The sequence below is a fragment of the Nodosilinea nodulosa PCC 7104 genome (genome assembly GCF_000309385.1).
Classification (GTDB): domain Bacteria; phylum Cyanobacteriota; class Cyanobacteriia; order Phormidesmidales; family Phormidesmidaceae; genus Nodosilinea; species Nodosilinea nodulosa.
Map to the genome: position 1 here is coordinate 1,972,013 of NZ_JH976537.1, position 13,591 is coordinate 1,985,603.

General features: G+C 59.0%; 13 protein-coding genes. 8 read left to right on the plus strand and 5 right to left on the minus strand.

Annotated elements, in window-relative coordinates; all coding sequences use genetic code 11:
* The first annotated feature begins 258 nt into the window (after nucleotides 1-258).
* The gene (locus LEPTO7104_RS0108940; protein ID WP_051158580.1) at nucleotides 259-936 is read left to right on the plus strand and encodes a TVP38/TMEM64 family protein; all 678 of its coding nucleotides are present in this window, start codon (nucleotides 259-261) and stop codon (nucleotides 934-936) included.
* Here LEPTO7104_RS0108940 and LEPTO7104_RS33275 read toward each other — a convergent pair.
* A complete protein-coding gene (locus LEPTO7104_RS33275; protein ID WP_017298226.1) occupies nucleotides 933-2,687 on the minus strand; it encodes a M48 family metalloprotease in 1,755 nt (584 codons plus the stop codon). The genes LEPTO7104_RS0108940 and LEPTO7104_RS33275 overlap by 4 nt on opposite strands.
* A 208-nt stretch (nucleotides 2,688-2,895) precedes the next feature.
* Between LEPTO7104_RS33275 and LEPTO7104_RS0108950 the strand changes: the two genes are divergently transcribed.
* Entirely contained in the window at nucleotides 2,896-3,366 is a 471-nt protein-coding gene (locus tag LEPTO7104_RS0108950) for a DUF4079 domain-containing protein (RefSeq protein WP_017298227.1), read from the plus strand.
* Between the two features lie 106 nt (nucleotides 3,367-3,472).
* On the opposite strand, the gene LEPTO7104_RS33280 is transcribed toward LEPTO7104_RS0108950, so the two are convergent.
* The gene (locus LEPTO7104_RS33280) at nucleotides 3,473-4,222 is read right to left on the minus strand and encodes a DUF1997 domain-containing protein (RefSeq protein ID WP_225886951.1); all 750 of its coding nucleotides are present in this window, start codon (nucleotides 4,220-4,222) and stop codon (nucleotides 3,473-3,475) included.
* Nucleotides 4,223-4,449: 227 nt separating this feature from the next.
* Here LEPTO7104_RS33280 and LEPTO7104_RS0108960 point away from each other — a divergent pair, with 227 nt between their 5' ends.
* From LEPTO7104_RS0108960 to LEPTO7104_RS0108970, 3 genes are all read left to right on the plus strand, one after another.
* Nucleotides 4,450-5,112: an SDR family oxidoreductase gene (locus tag LEPTO7104_RS0108960; protein WP_026072506.1), complete on the plus strand. Its 663-nt coding sequence runs from the start codon at nucleotides 4,450-4,452 to the stop codon at nucleotides 5,110-5,112.
* Nucleotides 5,113-5,214: 102 nt separating this feature from the next.
* On the plus strand, nucleotides 5,215-5,475 hold the full coding sequence (locus LEPTO7104_RS0108965) for an AbrB/MazE/SpoVT family DNA-binding domain-containing protein (RefSeq protein WP_017298230.1): 261 nt from the start codon (nucleotides 5,215-5,217) through the stop codon (nucleotides 5,473-5,475).
* A complete protein-coding gene (locus LEPTO7104_RS0108970) occupies nucleotides 5,463-5,792 on the plus strand; it encodes a type II toxin-antitoxin system PemK/MazF family toxin (RefSeq protein WP_017298231.1) in 330 nt (109 codons plus the stop codon). The genes LEPTO7104_RS0108965 and LEPTO7104_RS0108970 overlap by 13 nt, the downstream gene beginning before the upstream one ends.
* A 112-nt stretch (nucleotides 5,793-5,904) precedes the next feature.
* Here the strand turns inward: LEPTO7104_RS0108970 and LEPTO7104_RS38065 are convergent, their stop codons facing one another.
* On the minus strand, nucleotides 5,905-6,201 hold the full coding sequence (locus LEPTO7104_RS38065; RefSeq protein WP_225886952.1) for a hypothetical protein: 297 nt from the start codon (nucleotides 6,199-6,201) through the stop codon (nucleotides 5,905-5,907).
* Between the two features lie 261 nt (nucleotides 6,202-6,462).
* Between LEPTO7104_RS38065 and LEPTO7104_RS0108975 the strand changes: the two genes are divergently transcribed.
* Nucleotides 6,463-7,338, plus strand: coding sequence for a TIGR02587 family membrane protein (locus LEPTO7104_RS0108975; RefSeq protein WP_017298232.1), 876 nt, complete (start codon nucleotides 6,463-6,465; stop codon nucleotides 7,336-7,338).
* 48 nt (nucleotides 7,339-7,386) lie between these two features.
* A complete protein-coding gene (locus LEPTO7104_RS0108980) occupies nucleotides 7,387-7,848 on the plus strand; it encodes a TIGR02588 family protein (RefSeq protein WP_017298233.1) in 462 nt (153 codons plus the stop codon).
* Nucleotides 7,849-7,956: 108 nt separating this feature from the next.
* Here LEPTO7104_RS0108980 and LEPTO7104_RS0108985 read toward each other — a convergent pair whose 3' ends face one another.
* Nucleotides 7,957-8,340: a nuclear transport factor 2 family protein gene (locus LEPTO7104_RS0108985; RefSeq protein WP_017298234.1), complete on the minus strand. Its 384-nt coding sequence runs from the start codon at nucleotides 8,338-8,340 to the stop codon at nucleotides 7,957-7,959.
* A gap of 385 nt (nucleotides 8,341-8,725) precedes the next feature.
* Here LEPTO7104_RS0108985 and LEPTO7104_RS0108990 point away from each other — a divergent pair, with 385 nt between their 5' ends.
* Nucleotides 8,726-11,038, plus strand: coding sequence for an FdhF/YdeP family oxidoreductase (locus tag LEPTO7104_RS0108990; protein ID WP_017298235.1), 2,313 nt, complete (start codon nucleotides 8,726-8,728; stop codon nucleotides 11,036-11,038).
* Nucleotides 11,039-11,070: 32 nt separating this feature from the next.
* Here the strand turns inward: LEPTO7104_RS0108990 and LEPTO7104_RS0108995 are convergent, their stop codons facing one another.
* A complete protein-coding gene (locus tag LEPTO7104_RS0108995) occupies nucleotides 11,071-13,584 on the minus strand; it encodes a putative bifunctional diguanylate cyclase/phosphodiesterase (protein ID WP_017298236.1) in 2,514 nt (837 codons plus the stop codon).
* Nucleotides 13,585-13,591: the final 7 nt, after the last annotated feature.

The window sequence follows — 13,591 nt, forward strand, 5'->3', positions numbered from 1 at the left end:
GAAAAACGCTTCTATTCTAAAACCGGCTTTGCGCCAGCTCGCCCCACCAATCTCTCGCCCGACTACACTGATGGATACCAGATGGATACCAGACCCAAATCGCGCCCGGTATCGGCCCAAGCGCTGCGGTTTTTGCTGCGGCTAGGAATTGCCCTGGTGGGTGTGCCGGCGGCCCCGGCGGCGGCCCAGATGCTATTGATCGAGACGACCATGACTCCTTTGCTCCTAGCCCCAGAGGCCGTGACCCAGACGACGGTGATGGGCGCCGACCTCTCGCTGATTGCCTCTCTCCAGCAGCAGCTGGTGCAGGCCCTGGCTTGGATTGATGGCCTGGGGGCGATCGCGCCCCTGGCCTTTATCCTGCTCTACATTGTCATCACCGTGGCCTTTGTGCCCGCCTCGGTGGTTACCCTGGGGGCTGGGGTCGTGTTTGGCGTGATCAAGGGGTCCATGCTGGTGTTTGTGGGGGCCATGCTGGGGGCCACGGCGGCGTTTTTGGTGGGCCGCTACGTAGCCCGCGACTGGGTGGCCAGCAAAATCGCCCACAGTCCTCGGTTTCAGGCCGTTGACGACGCGATCGCCAAAGATGGCCGCAAAATTATCTTTTTGCTGCGGCTGTCGCCGGTCTTCCCCTTTAACCTGCTCAACTACTCCCTGGGGCTGAGCCAAATTTCGCTTAAAGACTACGTGATTGGCTCGGTGGGCATGCTGCCCGGCACCATTATGTACGTCTACCTGGGGTCGCTGGTGGGCAACCTGGCCACCCTGGGGGCGGGCGACGGCAGCCAAACTCCCGAGGCCGCCATGGTGCAGTGGATTATTCGCGTTGTGGGCCTGATCGCCACGGTGGCGGTGACCCTCTACGTCACCCGCATTGCCCGTCGGGCGCTGAGCGCAGCCCTGCCCGACGAAGCGATCGCCTCCGAGAAGCTTTAGCGCCGATCGCCAATCGGTTGATCTGGCGCGATGTCGTTCTCCAGCTTGTACTGGGTAATTAGCTGGGTCATTTTGTAGCGCATTTTGAGGTGGGTTTCGACCCCTTCGTAGGTGTAGCGGTTCAAGCCCCCTTGGTCGATCAGCTCCTTCAGGTAGCCGACGCGATCGCTCGGGTTGGGGTGCGAGGCAAACCAGCTCACCCCCTGGTTGCCGTACTCCTGCTCAAGGGTCAGCATCAGGTTGTGGAGGCCGTCGGCGGCGTAGTGGCCGTTGGCCAGCAGTTTGGTGCCCAAAATATCGGCCTGGCGCTCCATATCGCGGGAATAGCTCGACACCAGCAGGTTGGCGGTCAGGTTGGCGACTTCGGGCACGGGAATAAACGAGGCCAGGCTGGCGGTCAGGTTTCCCTGGGTCACCATTTGAAAGCCGTGGGAGAGCACCGCGTGGGACAGCTCATGGCCCATCAGCCCGGCCAGCTCGGCCTTAGAATGGCTCTTGGTCAGCGCCCCGGCGTTAATAAAAACCTTGCCGCCGGGCAGGGCAAAGGCATTCAGGCTGTCGTCCATAATCACGTCAAAGGTGTAGTCAAACTCGTCGCGGCCCGCCAGGGCGGCCAGCTGCTGGCCGATGTCATTTACGTAGGCGCGAATCTCAGGGTCGTCGACCATGGGCAGCTGACGCCTCACCTGTTCAGCCGCCTGACTGCCCAGGCCGCTTTCCCCCTGCATCAGCAAAATGCCCGAGTTGAGGGCGCTAAACGGCCCAAACAGACCGCCTGTGAGAAAGTATCCGGCGGCCCCGGTGATGATGTTCGACACCAGGTTGCGGGTCAGGGTTTGGTTCATCTCGCCGCGAAAGCGATCGAGGTTCTGCCGCGACAGAGCTTCCATGGCCTCCGCTTCCGGGTGTTCGGGGTTGAGAATGGCGAACTGTTTAGCGGTAATCGCCGCCTCGATCCACTGCTCGCGGGCCATTTGCACCTCGACCTGGGCCTTGAGCAAGTCGGGGTTATAGGGGTAGCGGGCGATCGCCGCCTCCAGCAGGCCCAGGGCCTCGTCAGCGCGATCGTTCTGCACCAGGTAGTGGGCGTAGAGGGCCAGGCCCGGCAGAAACTCCGGGTAATTTTTGACCAGCAGCTCCAGGGGAATCAACACCCGGTTGGGAAACTCTGACCCTGACTCGGCCCCGGCCTGGGCCTCGCGCCAGTAGACCTGCCCGGCGGGGGGCAGATCGGCAGGGTCGGTAAGCGGGGCGATCGCTTCCTCGGTTGTGGCCTCTGTCAGCCATTCGGGATCTTTGGCCGCCTGGTACAGCAGTTCGGCATCGGCGCGATCGCCCGCCTGGTAGAGGCGATCGGCCTGGATCAGCACCTCGCTGCGCTTGGCCTCCTCGGGCGAAAGCCCCGCCAGCAGCAGCGCTCGGCCCGCTGGTGAATCGGCGTCCAGCTCGGCGGCAGCGGGCTGGGTCTCCCCGCCCCCGTCGGGACCAAGGTCGGGCGTCGCGGGCTGCTTGGGCGGCAGCTTCAGCGTGCCGTCGGGCTGCTCTGGGGAGGGGGTGGGGAGGGTATTTTCCGGCAGCGTAGCCGGATCTACCCGGAGGGTATCCTCGGCGTTTGCCCCCGGGGTGGTTGCCGTTGCGGGTGGCTCGGCGGCCAGCCCAGCCGACCCGCCCAGCCCAACCCCCTGGCTCAGCAGTATCACCCCCAAAACACCGGCCAATACTGCCGCAAAAAATCGCTTTGGCTGCCGCATGACGCCTTCCTGCAACTGTTTTCTAGACAACTAGTGGGGCCATGCTGCCTGGGGCTAGGTCGTGGGGGGCAACGCCCAGGGCTATTCTGCATGACGGGGTTTTGGCCGTCAGGTTCCTGCCTGGCACCCTTCTATTCTGATTAAAGCTTTGCCAAGCCAGAATCGGTGCTTCTATAATTTCGTTAAATAAATGTAACAGTGAAGCCCCATGACCTTAGAAACGATTCAGCCCTGGCTCAACTTTGTTCACCCCGTGGTGATGTGGCTATTGCTGGCGACCACCCTCTACGCCCTTTACTTGGGGGTGCAGGCTCGCCGCACCCGCCTGGCCGATGCCGAAACCCGCAAGGAGCTGATCAAGGGCAAGTTTGCCCTCAAGCACCATCAGGTTGGCTCGGTGCTGCTGGCCTTTATGGTGATAGCCACCGTCGGCGGCATGGGGGTCACCTACCTGGAGGCGGGCAAGCTGTTTGTGGGGCCGCACCTGCTGGTGGGCCTGGGCATGGCAACGCTGATCGCCACCTCGGCGGCGCTGGTGCCCTTCATGCAAAAGGGCAGCGAAACGGCACGGCTCACCCACATCACCCTAAACATTGTTCTGGTGGGGCTGTTTAGCTGGCAGGCCTTCACCGGCATGAAGATTGTGCAGCGGCTGCTGTCCGACCTGCAGGGCAGCTAGGGTACAGGCGTGAGGCCAGGGTTCAGGGGTTAATCTACGGCCTAACCCCTGAATCGGGCATCTACAGGACGGAAAAGATAGGGATGGATAAGGTGACGGATTGAGATCAGCGCGGTTCGGCACCGCCCCCCGATCGCCGCCCCCAGCTTGACCAAAAGTAGTGGCCCCGGTAGCTCTCGGGCAGCGGCAAGTTGTGGCTGTGGTGAAAGTCGTCCTGCACCTTGCGGGTCAGCCGCTTGGAGACCTGGCGCACCACCTGGTTGAGCAGGCGATCGCCCGAGGTCTTGAGCAGCGATCGCGGCACCGAGCTCAGCATGCGCGGCATGTGAATCTTGACCGCCAGGCTGAGATCCCAGTCCACCTGTGTCATGGCTGTCGCCGGGGAGGCGGCCTCGGGGCACTCGTGCAGCCGCAGCACGGCGTGAAAGTCTACATCATAGCCGGGGGGCACATAGCCGGGCACAGGCATGGTGTCGATGCGGTAGACCTGGTGATCGAGGGGCGACAGATACAGCCCTACCTTCGGCTCCACCTCGTAGCTCAGCACCGAAAAATGGCCTACCACCAGGGCGTAGCCGTGGTCAGAAATAGGCTCCACCTGCATCGGCTGAGCACAGCGGGTAAACCAGCCCCGATGGCTGTTCAGGTAGCGACCGACCGTGTCGATGTCGGCGGACATGTCCATTTTGCCGGCGTAGTGCCCCTCCAGCAGCAGCGCTTCCTCGGCAGGAGACGGCGGGGGGAGTTCGTCGGCGATCGCCGATGGGGGCAAGTCCTCAGCCACCCCATGCTCCATGCCAGCATCCTCTGTCGCTGATGTCAGCGGTAGGGCACTGGTATTTCGAGCGAACGGCATGGATTCCAGAGTCACTGTGCAACCACTTGCTTAAACAACATCAGGCAATGTAATTGCGCCAAAGCCTGCATCTATCGTAAGGCCTTAGTATCTCAAGTGTGCCCCGCAGAACTGTCATGCCCATCACGGTTTGCCATTCCGCTTTGACGCAACCAGCCCTAGGGCTGGTTTCTTTTTGGGCCACCATTCCGTAGAATCAGGCCAGTTACAACAGGGAGGCAGTAGCGGTGAAAGCATTTGTTGCGGGAGCAACTGGGGCGACTGGCTCTAGGATCGTGGACCAGCTCGTCAGTCGCGGCGTTCCTGTGGTCGCTTTTGTGCGCGATGCCGCTGCGGCCAGGGCTAAACTTCCCATTGACGTCACGCTGAGGGAAGGTAGCGTGACAGATAAAGAGAGCATTCGGCGCGCAATGGCAGACTGCACTGTCCTTCTTTCCGCCACCGGAGCCCGCCCCGGCTTTGATCCCACCGGCCCCTACCAGGTCGACTACGAGGGCAACAAAAATTTAGTAGATGTAGCAAAAGAGGTCGGCATTGAGCATGTTGTGATGGTGTCGTCACTCTGTGTCTCTCGCTTTCTTCATCCCCTCAATCTCTTCTTTCTAATTCTCTACTGGAAACACCAGGCTGAGGCCTATCTGCAAGCCAGCGGGCTCACCTACACCATCGTCCGCCCCGGCGGGCTCAAAGACGACGACAGCGACAGCCGGGCGTTGATTATGGCCCCAGCCGATACGCTCTTTGAGGGCAGCGTGTCCCGGCAAAAGGTGGCCCAGGTGTGCGTCGAGGCGCTGTATCTACCCCAGTCGCGCAACAAAATTGTGGAAATCGTCGCCCAGGACAATGCCAATCCCCAGCCCTACGAGGCGCTGTTTGCCGGAGTGGCGTAGGAGCATCGACTGTTGATTTAGGCCTGTTTCTAGCCACTCCAGCCATTGACTCTGCCCGCCCAGGGTATCTACAATGTAATTACTTCACCTGAGCCGACATCCATGGGCACTGCTATTCGAACGCGCATTGTCAAAATCGGCAACTCACAGGGTATTCGCATTCCCAGGCTGCTGCTAGAGCAAAGCGGCCTTACTGCCGATGTAGAAGTGGTGGTTGAGGGCGACCACCTAGTCATTCGTACCGCATCTCACCAGCGCATGGGATGGGATGCCGCCTTTGCCGCCATGGCCGAGAATTGTGACGACAACCTGCTAGACGCCACCAGCACCACAGACTGGGACGACGCTGAATGGGAGTGGTAGCCGAACGCTTCGACGTTTTTTTGGTCAACCTCGACCCCACCGTAGGCAGCGAAATCAAGAAGAGTCGCCCCTGCGTCATAATTTCTCCCGACGAGATGAACCGCTACATCGCAACGGTGATCGTTGCGCCCATGACCACCAGGGGAAAGCCATACCCCACGCGGGTCGCCTGCCAATTTGAGGGCAAGCGTGGGCAAATTGTGCTGGACCAAATTCGCACGGTAGATAAAGCTCGGCTGGTAAAGCATTTAGGGCAGATTGCCTCAGAGGAACAGCGGCTTCTGCTGGCCATTCTGGCGGAAATGTTTGCACAGTGAAGGTGCGATCGCCCATATTTCTTGGCCACTTACGCTCCCACGCATCCGTTGCAGATATTCTCCATCAAAAAAGCACAGTCAAAAAATCACGGTGGCGGCGGTATTACGGACTCTAATCGGCCTCAAAAACACGCTGAACCTGTTCTAGAATTTGCTCAGACCAAGCCTCATTTTGAGAGATAGTCAGGATAATACGTTGATAGGGCGACTGCTTCAATTCTAGGGTCAGATAACCCCCAGTTTTTGTCGCATACCAAAACTCTTTGCCGCGCGGGGTGTAGTAGGTTCCCGCTCGAATGACACCGGGCAGTGCTGTTCCCGGTGCCCGTAAATCTCGCCAGGATGTTTGCGGTGGCGCTGTACTCACTCGGGTAATATGGTCGAGGGGAATCGCAAACGGATTGGTCAACGTGAAAGCCCAAAGTTACTCATACCATTTCAAATCAATGAACAAGGTGGTATCGGTCAATGTCAGGTGCATGGCTTCTGCCTATTCTGAACTGAACCAAAGAACTTGCAGCTAGAAGATGACTCGGACTGCTCGTATAGTACGCTACCATAATTCTATCTTTCAGTAGGGGACAGCGACGACTGTCCAGCCTAAGCTAGAATTCTCAATTTTTTAATAGCTCAGTTTTTCTTTAATAGTTTTTATTTAACAGTAATCAAAGTGCTGAGAAACTCCAGCAAGCAGTGGCGTCAAGAAATTCAAGATTTGATCCGGGGCGCATCGGGTGGTTTTTTGTTTGGCATTCCGCTGCTCTACACTATGGAGGTCTGGTGGATTGGCTCTTCAGTCAAGATGGCGCGGCTGCTGTTAGCTATGCTGCTAACTTTTTTTATTGTGCTAATGCTAAACCGGACGGCGGGTTTTAGAAAGGTAAACCAGGCGACTCTGCAAGATGAGCTGATGGATACGGTGGAGGCGATCGCGATCGGGCTAGTCTGCACAGGCTTCATGCTCATTTTATTGAGAGAAATCACCTGGGAAACATCGCTATCTGAATCTTTGGGCAAGCTGATTTATGAGAGTGTGCCGTTTACGCTGGGTGTTGCCCTGGCAAATCAGTTTCTGAGCGGCGAAGACGATTCTGAAGCCAACGCAGAGGACTCCAAACCCGCGTCACAACCCAAAAAGCAGGGCACCCTTTTCAATACGCTGGCCGACCTTGGCAGCACGCTCATTGGGGCCATGATTATCGCTTTTAGCATTGCCCCCACCGATGAAGTGCCGATGCTAGCCGCTGCGGTAGATGGGCTGTGGTTGCTTGGGGTAATGGGTGCGTCACTGGTTATTTCCTATGCGATTGTGTTTGCGGCGGGCTTTGCCAACCAGCCCAAACGGCGACAGCAGAAAGGGTTGTTTCAGCGTCCCCCCAGTGAAACCGTGATGTCCTATCTGGTGTCTTTGGGGGCTGCCTGTGTAATGTTAGTTTTTTTCGACAAATTACAGTGGGATGATCCCTGGCAGCTTTGGCTCAGTCATTCCATTTTGCTGGGTCTTCCCGCCACCGTTGGCGGGGCGGCAGGCCGCTTGGCGATTTAAACGCTCTTGTAATTTTAAGAAAGGCTAATCAAAATACCCGTGGAAACGATGCAGGAAGAAACCGGAGAGTCTATAGAGCTAGCTGAAGCACCAGATAAAATCGCGGATGCCATCAAAACGCACGTTCAGCAGCCTTCCCGCAGTGTCGCAGAATGGATTTCGTTTGGCTTTTCATTGTTAGTTGTGGGCGCGATCGCTGGACTAGTGGTGTTCAGTTGGTCAACCGAAGGCGATCGCCCGCCAAGTTTGACCCTCAAGCCAGGAGGCAAAATTCGCCAAGAGAATCAGCAGTTTTATGTCCCCTTTGAGCTGACCAATACAGGGGGAGAGACCGCTGAATCGGTGCAGGTCAGCGCCGAGTTAAAAATAAACGGCGAAGTAGAAGAATCGGGCAATGTTGAAATTGATTTTTTAGCCCGAGATGAAACGGCGGAAGGCGCATTTGTGTTCAACCAAAACCCTGACCAGGGAGAACTGGTTTTGCGGGTGAGTAGCTATAAAAAACCCTAAAGCGATCGCGGCAGGCTGGAGATTGACTTTCAAGGGTTAGCTCAATCGATGAGCAGCTCGATTGGCAATTGCACTTAAAAAGCCCTTGGCAAATGTGTATTTGCGCGGCTAGGCACCGAGGCCGGACGACGAAATTAGGCAGACTTCCATAGCTTGAATTAAGCCCTGCTCAATGGTGAAACGGTGGCCGACATGCTCATCGGCAAGCACGGCCCCGGCCAGATCGCGCACGACCTGATGCACCTCGACCAAGACCAGCCCAGCCCCCTCCGGGTGAAAGGCAACTGGCTCGACGTGTGGATCGATTTCGCTCCACTGCTCCGTCCAGTAAGCGCGGATTGCTTCAGGACCACGAACAAAACCGCCTTTAAACGCCTTCGGCCAGGCTACATCGGGCGTCATAAGGGCGAGGGCGGCATCAATGTCGCGCGCGTTGAAGGCCGCGTATGCTGCCCGTAGCAGCTCAATTTCTGGTGCAGGCTGATCTGGCATAGGAGATGAGGTCGAGCGATCGGGCAGGGTCTCACTAACATAGTGCCTAACGACCAAGTTAACCAGACGCAGATAGCCTTAGGGCTTGTCATCAATTCTGGCTAAAATCCTGATTCCGCCAGCCTTGTCACGCCCGACCCCAAAAACAGGCTAGGGGCTGTAACCGTCAACGCATAGCTGTTTCCTCAGCGGCTTTTCCGCCCGTCTCAGCGACATTCCGCAGGCCCTAACCGTCTGCCCACGCCTACAGCCAGCAGTAGCCAAGTGACTGGGTCACCCACCCCAAGCCCGCCCCTGTAAAAACTCTCCCTCTTTAGGCTTACATACTTGCCTCTGGCCCTCTCGCTATAGTTATGCCATAGCGGCTGTGGAGAGACCTTACAACATGACCGATCGCAATCGACCCGGTGGTGACGCGACCTCGCCTGCCGAAACTCACCTAGCTCCGGTAAATTCCGGCGTCGAAGACGAGGCTATCCACGCTCCCGAAGTTGGCGGCGGCTTGCCGGTCATCCAATACTGGGCCGAAAAGTCGCTGTCGCCCCAGGGACCGCAGATTTGGAAAAAGCTGTTCCACAAAAGCGCCTGCCTCTCCTGCGCCTGGGGCACCGGGGGGCAGAACGGCGGCTTTCAAAATGAGCTTGAGGAAACGCTCCAGCGCTGCATGAAAAGCGTACAGGCCATTTCATCGGAGCTACAGCCGGGTCTGAGCGATCACTGCTTCGATCGCCACACCATCCCCGAGCTGCAAGCGCTCACCTCCCGCCAGGCCGATCGCCTCGGTCGCCTCAGCTTTCCGGTCATTCGCCGGGCCGGGTCTGACCACTACGAGCGCATTACCTGGGAGGAGATTTACCAGATCACGGCCACCGCCTTTGCCCTGCCGCCTGAGCGGGTGGCCTCCTACAGCTCGGGGCGATCGTCCAACGAGGCGGCCTTTTTGCTGCAATTGATGGTTCGAGCGCTGGGGTCCAACAACCTGGCCGACTGCTCTGACCTCTGTCACGCCCCGTCTACGGTCAGCCTCAACAAAGTGTTTGGCACCGGCACGTCGTTGGTCAGCCTGGAGAGTCTGCGCCAGACCGACTGCGTGGTGCTGGTCGGCTCCAATGCCCCGGCCAACCACCCCCGCTTGATGAATGAGCTGATTGAACTGCGCGATCGCGGCGGCAAAGTGATCGCCATCAACCCGGTCAAGGAAGTCGGCCTGGTCAAATTTGGCTCCCCGGCGCACCCGCTGCGGCTGGTGCAGGGGGAAGACATCGCCTCGCTGTTTTTGCAGCCGATTCCCGGCAGCGACCTGGCTCTGTTCGTGGGCATTCAAAAGGTGCTGCTGGAGCGCGGCTGGGTGCAGCTCGACTACCTCAAGGCCTACACCGAAAACTGGCAGGCGGTGATCGACCAGGTCAACGCTACCGACTGGGAGGCGATTATCGCCACCTGCGGCCTGACGCTGACGGAGATTGTGGCGGCAGCGGAGATAATTCACGGTTCTAAGCGAGTCGTCTTTGCCTGGGCCATGGGCATCACCCACCAGGCCAACAGCGTAGACAACATCTTCAGCATGGCCAATACCGCCCTGATGACCGGCAACGTGGGCAAGCCCGGCGCGGGGATGATGCCGATTCGCGGCCACTCCAACGTGCAGGGGTTTGGCTCCATGGGGGTGACCGCCCACCTCAAAGACAAAATTCGCGAGGCGCTGGAAACCCTGCTGGGCAAATCGCTCAGGCGAGAACCCGGCTACGACGCCCGCGCCCTGATCGAAGCAGCAGACCGTGGCGACGTAGACACCTTGCTGTGCTTAGGGGGCAACCTCTACGCGGCGAACCCCGACCTGACCCAGGCCAAGCGCGCCCTGGGCAATATCGACACGATTGTCTACCTCGCCACCAAGCCCAACCAGGGTCACTTCCACGGGCTGGCCAGGCAGAACACGATCATCGTGCCGGTCTACGCCCGGTTCGAGAATCCCCACAAAACCACCGTCGAGTCGGGCAACAATTTTGTGCGGCTGAACGACCCCGGCAAAACCCATCTCAGTGAGGCCGACCTGGTTTCCGAGGTAGAATTTTTGACCGAGCTGGCCCACCGCCTCCACGGCGACCAGCCGATCGACTGGCGCAAGCTGCAAGACACCCGCTACGTGCGCCAGCTGATCGCCCAGACCATTCCCGGCTACGAAAAGATCGGCGATATCGACGACACCAACGCCGAGTTCACCATTGGCGGGCGAATTTTTCTAGAGCCGAAGTTCCCTACGCCCTCGGGCAAGGCCGAAATGCAGCTTACCCCGCTGCCCACCCTCACCCTGCCCACGCTGGCGGAATTTGGCCTGCCCAATCCCGCGCAGCCTGCCCTGGTGCTGGCGCTGATTACCGGACGCAGCTACGGCCAGCACAACACTGTGGTTTACAAAGAATACGACCAGTATCGGGGGATGCCCCACCGCCAGTGCATTTTGATGAATCCTGCTGATGCCAAGCGGGTGGGCCTGGCCCAGCACCAGCGAGTGAGCGTGCGGGGCGATGCCGGGCAGCTCGACAATATCGAGATTATTTTCGGGGAGGTGCGATCGGGGGCGGCGCTGATGTTTTACCCCGAGGCCAACGTGCTGATGAAGGCGCGCATTGAGCCCAGGGCAGGCACTCCGGCCTATAAGCGAGTGCCCGTGGCGGTGTTTGCCCAGCCTGCATAGGCTGGGAATATGGATTGACTCAGCATGGCTTGCTAGGGTAAGGCCTCTGTCTTACTTCCCTGGGCTAGGGTATTGGCGGTGAGCAGCGTCGTTGCTTCAGTCGCTGGCAGGGGTTTGGCCCAGTAGTATCCCTGCCCAAACTCGCAGCCCAGCGATCGCAGGGCTGCCGCCTGCGCCTGAGTTTCTATGCCCTCGGCAATTAAATCCATACTTAGGGTGTGGCCCAGGCCAATAATGGTGCGCACAATTTCGTGGTCTTCGCGGCTGTTTCCCATGTTGCGAATGAAGGACTGATCGACCTTCAGGGTGTCGATAGGAAAGCGCCGCAGGTAGCTCAGCGACGAATAGCCGGTGCCAAAATCATCCATCCCCAGCCGACAGCCCAGGGCCTTTAGTCCCAGCATTAGGTCAATGGCGGTGTCGACATCGCCCATCACCATGCTTTCGGTAATTTCAAGCTTGAGGCTGCGTCCGTCGAGGGCTGTCTCCCGTAGAATTTGCCCGAGCTGATCGGCCAGATGGGGCTGCTCAAACTGCCGCCCCGACAGGTTAATGCTGACCATCAGCGGGTGGTCAGGAAAATCTTGCTGCCACTGACGGGCCTGGCGGCAGGCCGTGCGGCAGATCCACTCGCCCAGGGGCAAAATCAGCCCAGTTTCTTCCGCCAGCGGAATAAATCGGGCTGGCGACACAAATCCCTGGTGGGGATGCTGCCAGCGCACTAGAGCCTCAAACCCGGCAATATTTTCAGTCTCCAGGTCAACAATGGGTTGGTAGTACAGCACAAACTCCTGTTGGGCGATGCCGTGGCGCATCTCGGTTTCGAGGGTAAACTGGTCGGCGGCGTTAGCCATGCTGGCCGCAAAAACCTGGTAGCGAGACTGGCCACCGCGCTGGGCACGGTACATGGCGGTTTGGGCATCGCGCAGCAGGTGCTCGGGAGTGCAGGCCTGCTGCGCCTGCGGCACGACGATGCCGATGCTGGCTGTGATGGCAATATCTTGACCGTTCAGGCTGAAGGGCTCGCTCAGCGCCTGCTGAATTGTATTAGCCAGGCTGGTTAGAAACTCCCGATCGCTCTGCCTGAGGGCCAGCGCAAAGTCATCGCCGCTGAGCCGACCGAGCTGTGCTGTGCGAGGAATGACGCGCCGCAGGCGATCCACAGTCATGAGCAGTAGGCGATCGCCCAGGGTCTGCCCCAGACCGGCATTGACCTGCTTAAAGCGATCAAACCCCACCACCATAATGCCGGGTGGATTCAAATGCTGCCGCCGAGCTGGGGGCATCAGGTGCCGGTGGAGGTGCTTAAGCCAGGCGCGACGGTTAAGTAACCCCGTGAGCGTATCGCGGCGGTGGGTGTAGAACAGCCGGTAGGCCATCGTCACGCCCAGGGCCAGGAAAAAAACCGCCGAGGGTTCGACCAACGGAATCCAGAGCATCCGGAGAAATAGTCCCCAGCCCAGAGAATACATCAGTCCCAGGGCGGCCAGCCCGCCAAGCCCCAGCCCCAGGGGATGGCTAAAGTTCCACGCCAGGACCGCTCCCAGAATCGCCCAGCCCCACAGCCACAGCACCTCTCCCCAGCGGGGCCAAAACCCAAAGACCGATCGCTGGTGCAGAGCTATATCCAGCAGCTGGCTGATAATTTGGGCGTGGATAACGACCCCAGGCGCGTTAAACGTTTCAATGTCGTCGCTGTAGGGGGTGTACAGCATATCTTTAAGGCTGGGAGCAGTGGTGCCAATCACCACAACGCGATCGCTAATCTGATCGGGTTCTACGGCCCCTGCCATGACCTGGCTCCAGGTCACCATGGGAGCCGGGCTATGGCGGCTGCGGTAGTTGAGCAGCGTTTGATAGCCGCGGGTGTCGGCTCGCTGGTAGCCTCCAGCGGTAGCTCGCAGGGGCCGAATGGGTGTTTGGCCCAGCCACAGGGCCTCAGTATCGTAGCGAAACCCTTTACCGATGGCAGCCAGGTAGCGCAGGCTGACCCGCAGGGCAAAGGAGTAATAGTCCTGATCGTCGCCAGCAACAAACAGCAAACTGCGCCGCAGCACTCCATCATCATCCAGGGCAAGGTCGTTAAAGCCAATCCGCTCGGGGGGCACCCCCGGTGGCGCGGCAATACCACTCGCAATATTGGTGATGGCCACCAGATTCTCGGCCTGCATCGCTGATTTTAGATCTGGTTCCCCAGGCGGGTGCGACAAATCGCGGTAGAGATCCAGGCCAATAACCCGTGGCCGATGGCGCTGAAGCTGGGTTAACCCCTGGGCCAATACCTGATCGCTGAGGGGCCAGCCGTAGCGGTGCAGATCGGTCTCACTGATGCCGACAATCAGTAGGCGACTGTCAATCGCGAGGTCGGCCCGCCGCTGCATAAACTGGTCGAAAACCTTCAGCTCCAGCGGCTCCAGCCAGCCTGGCATCTGTAGCCCTACCAGCAGTAGCGAGGTTAAAACGCTGCTCAGCAGTATCGCCTGTGCCCCCGCCCGCAGGCGACGGGGCACAGGGTAGAGCAATGGCCAACGGCGAAAAAACTCCATGCCCTAC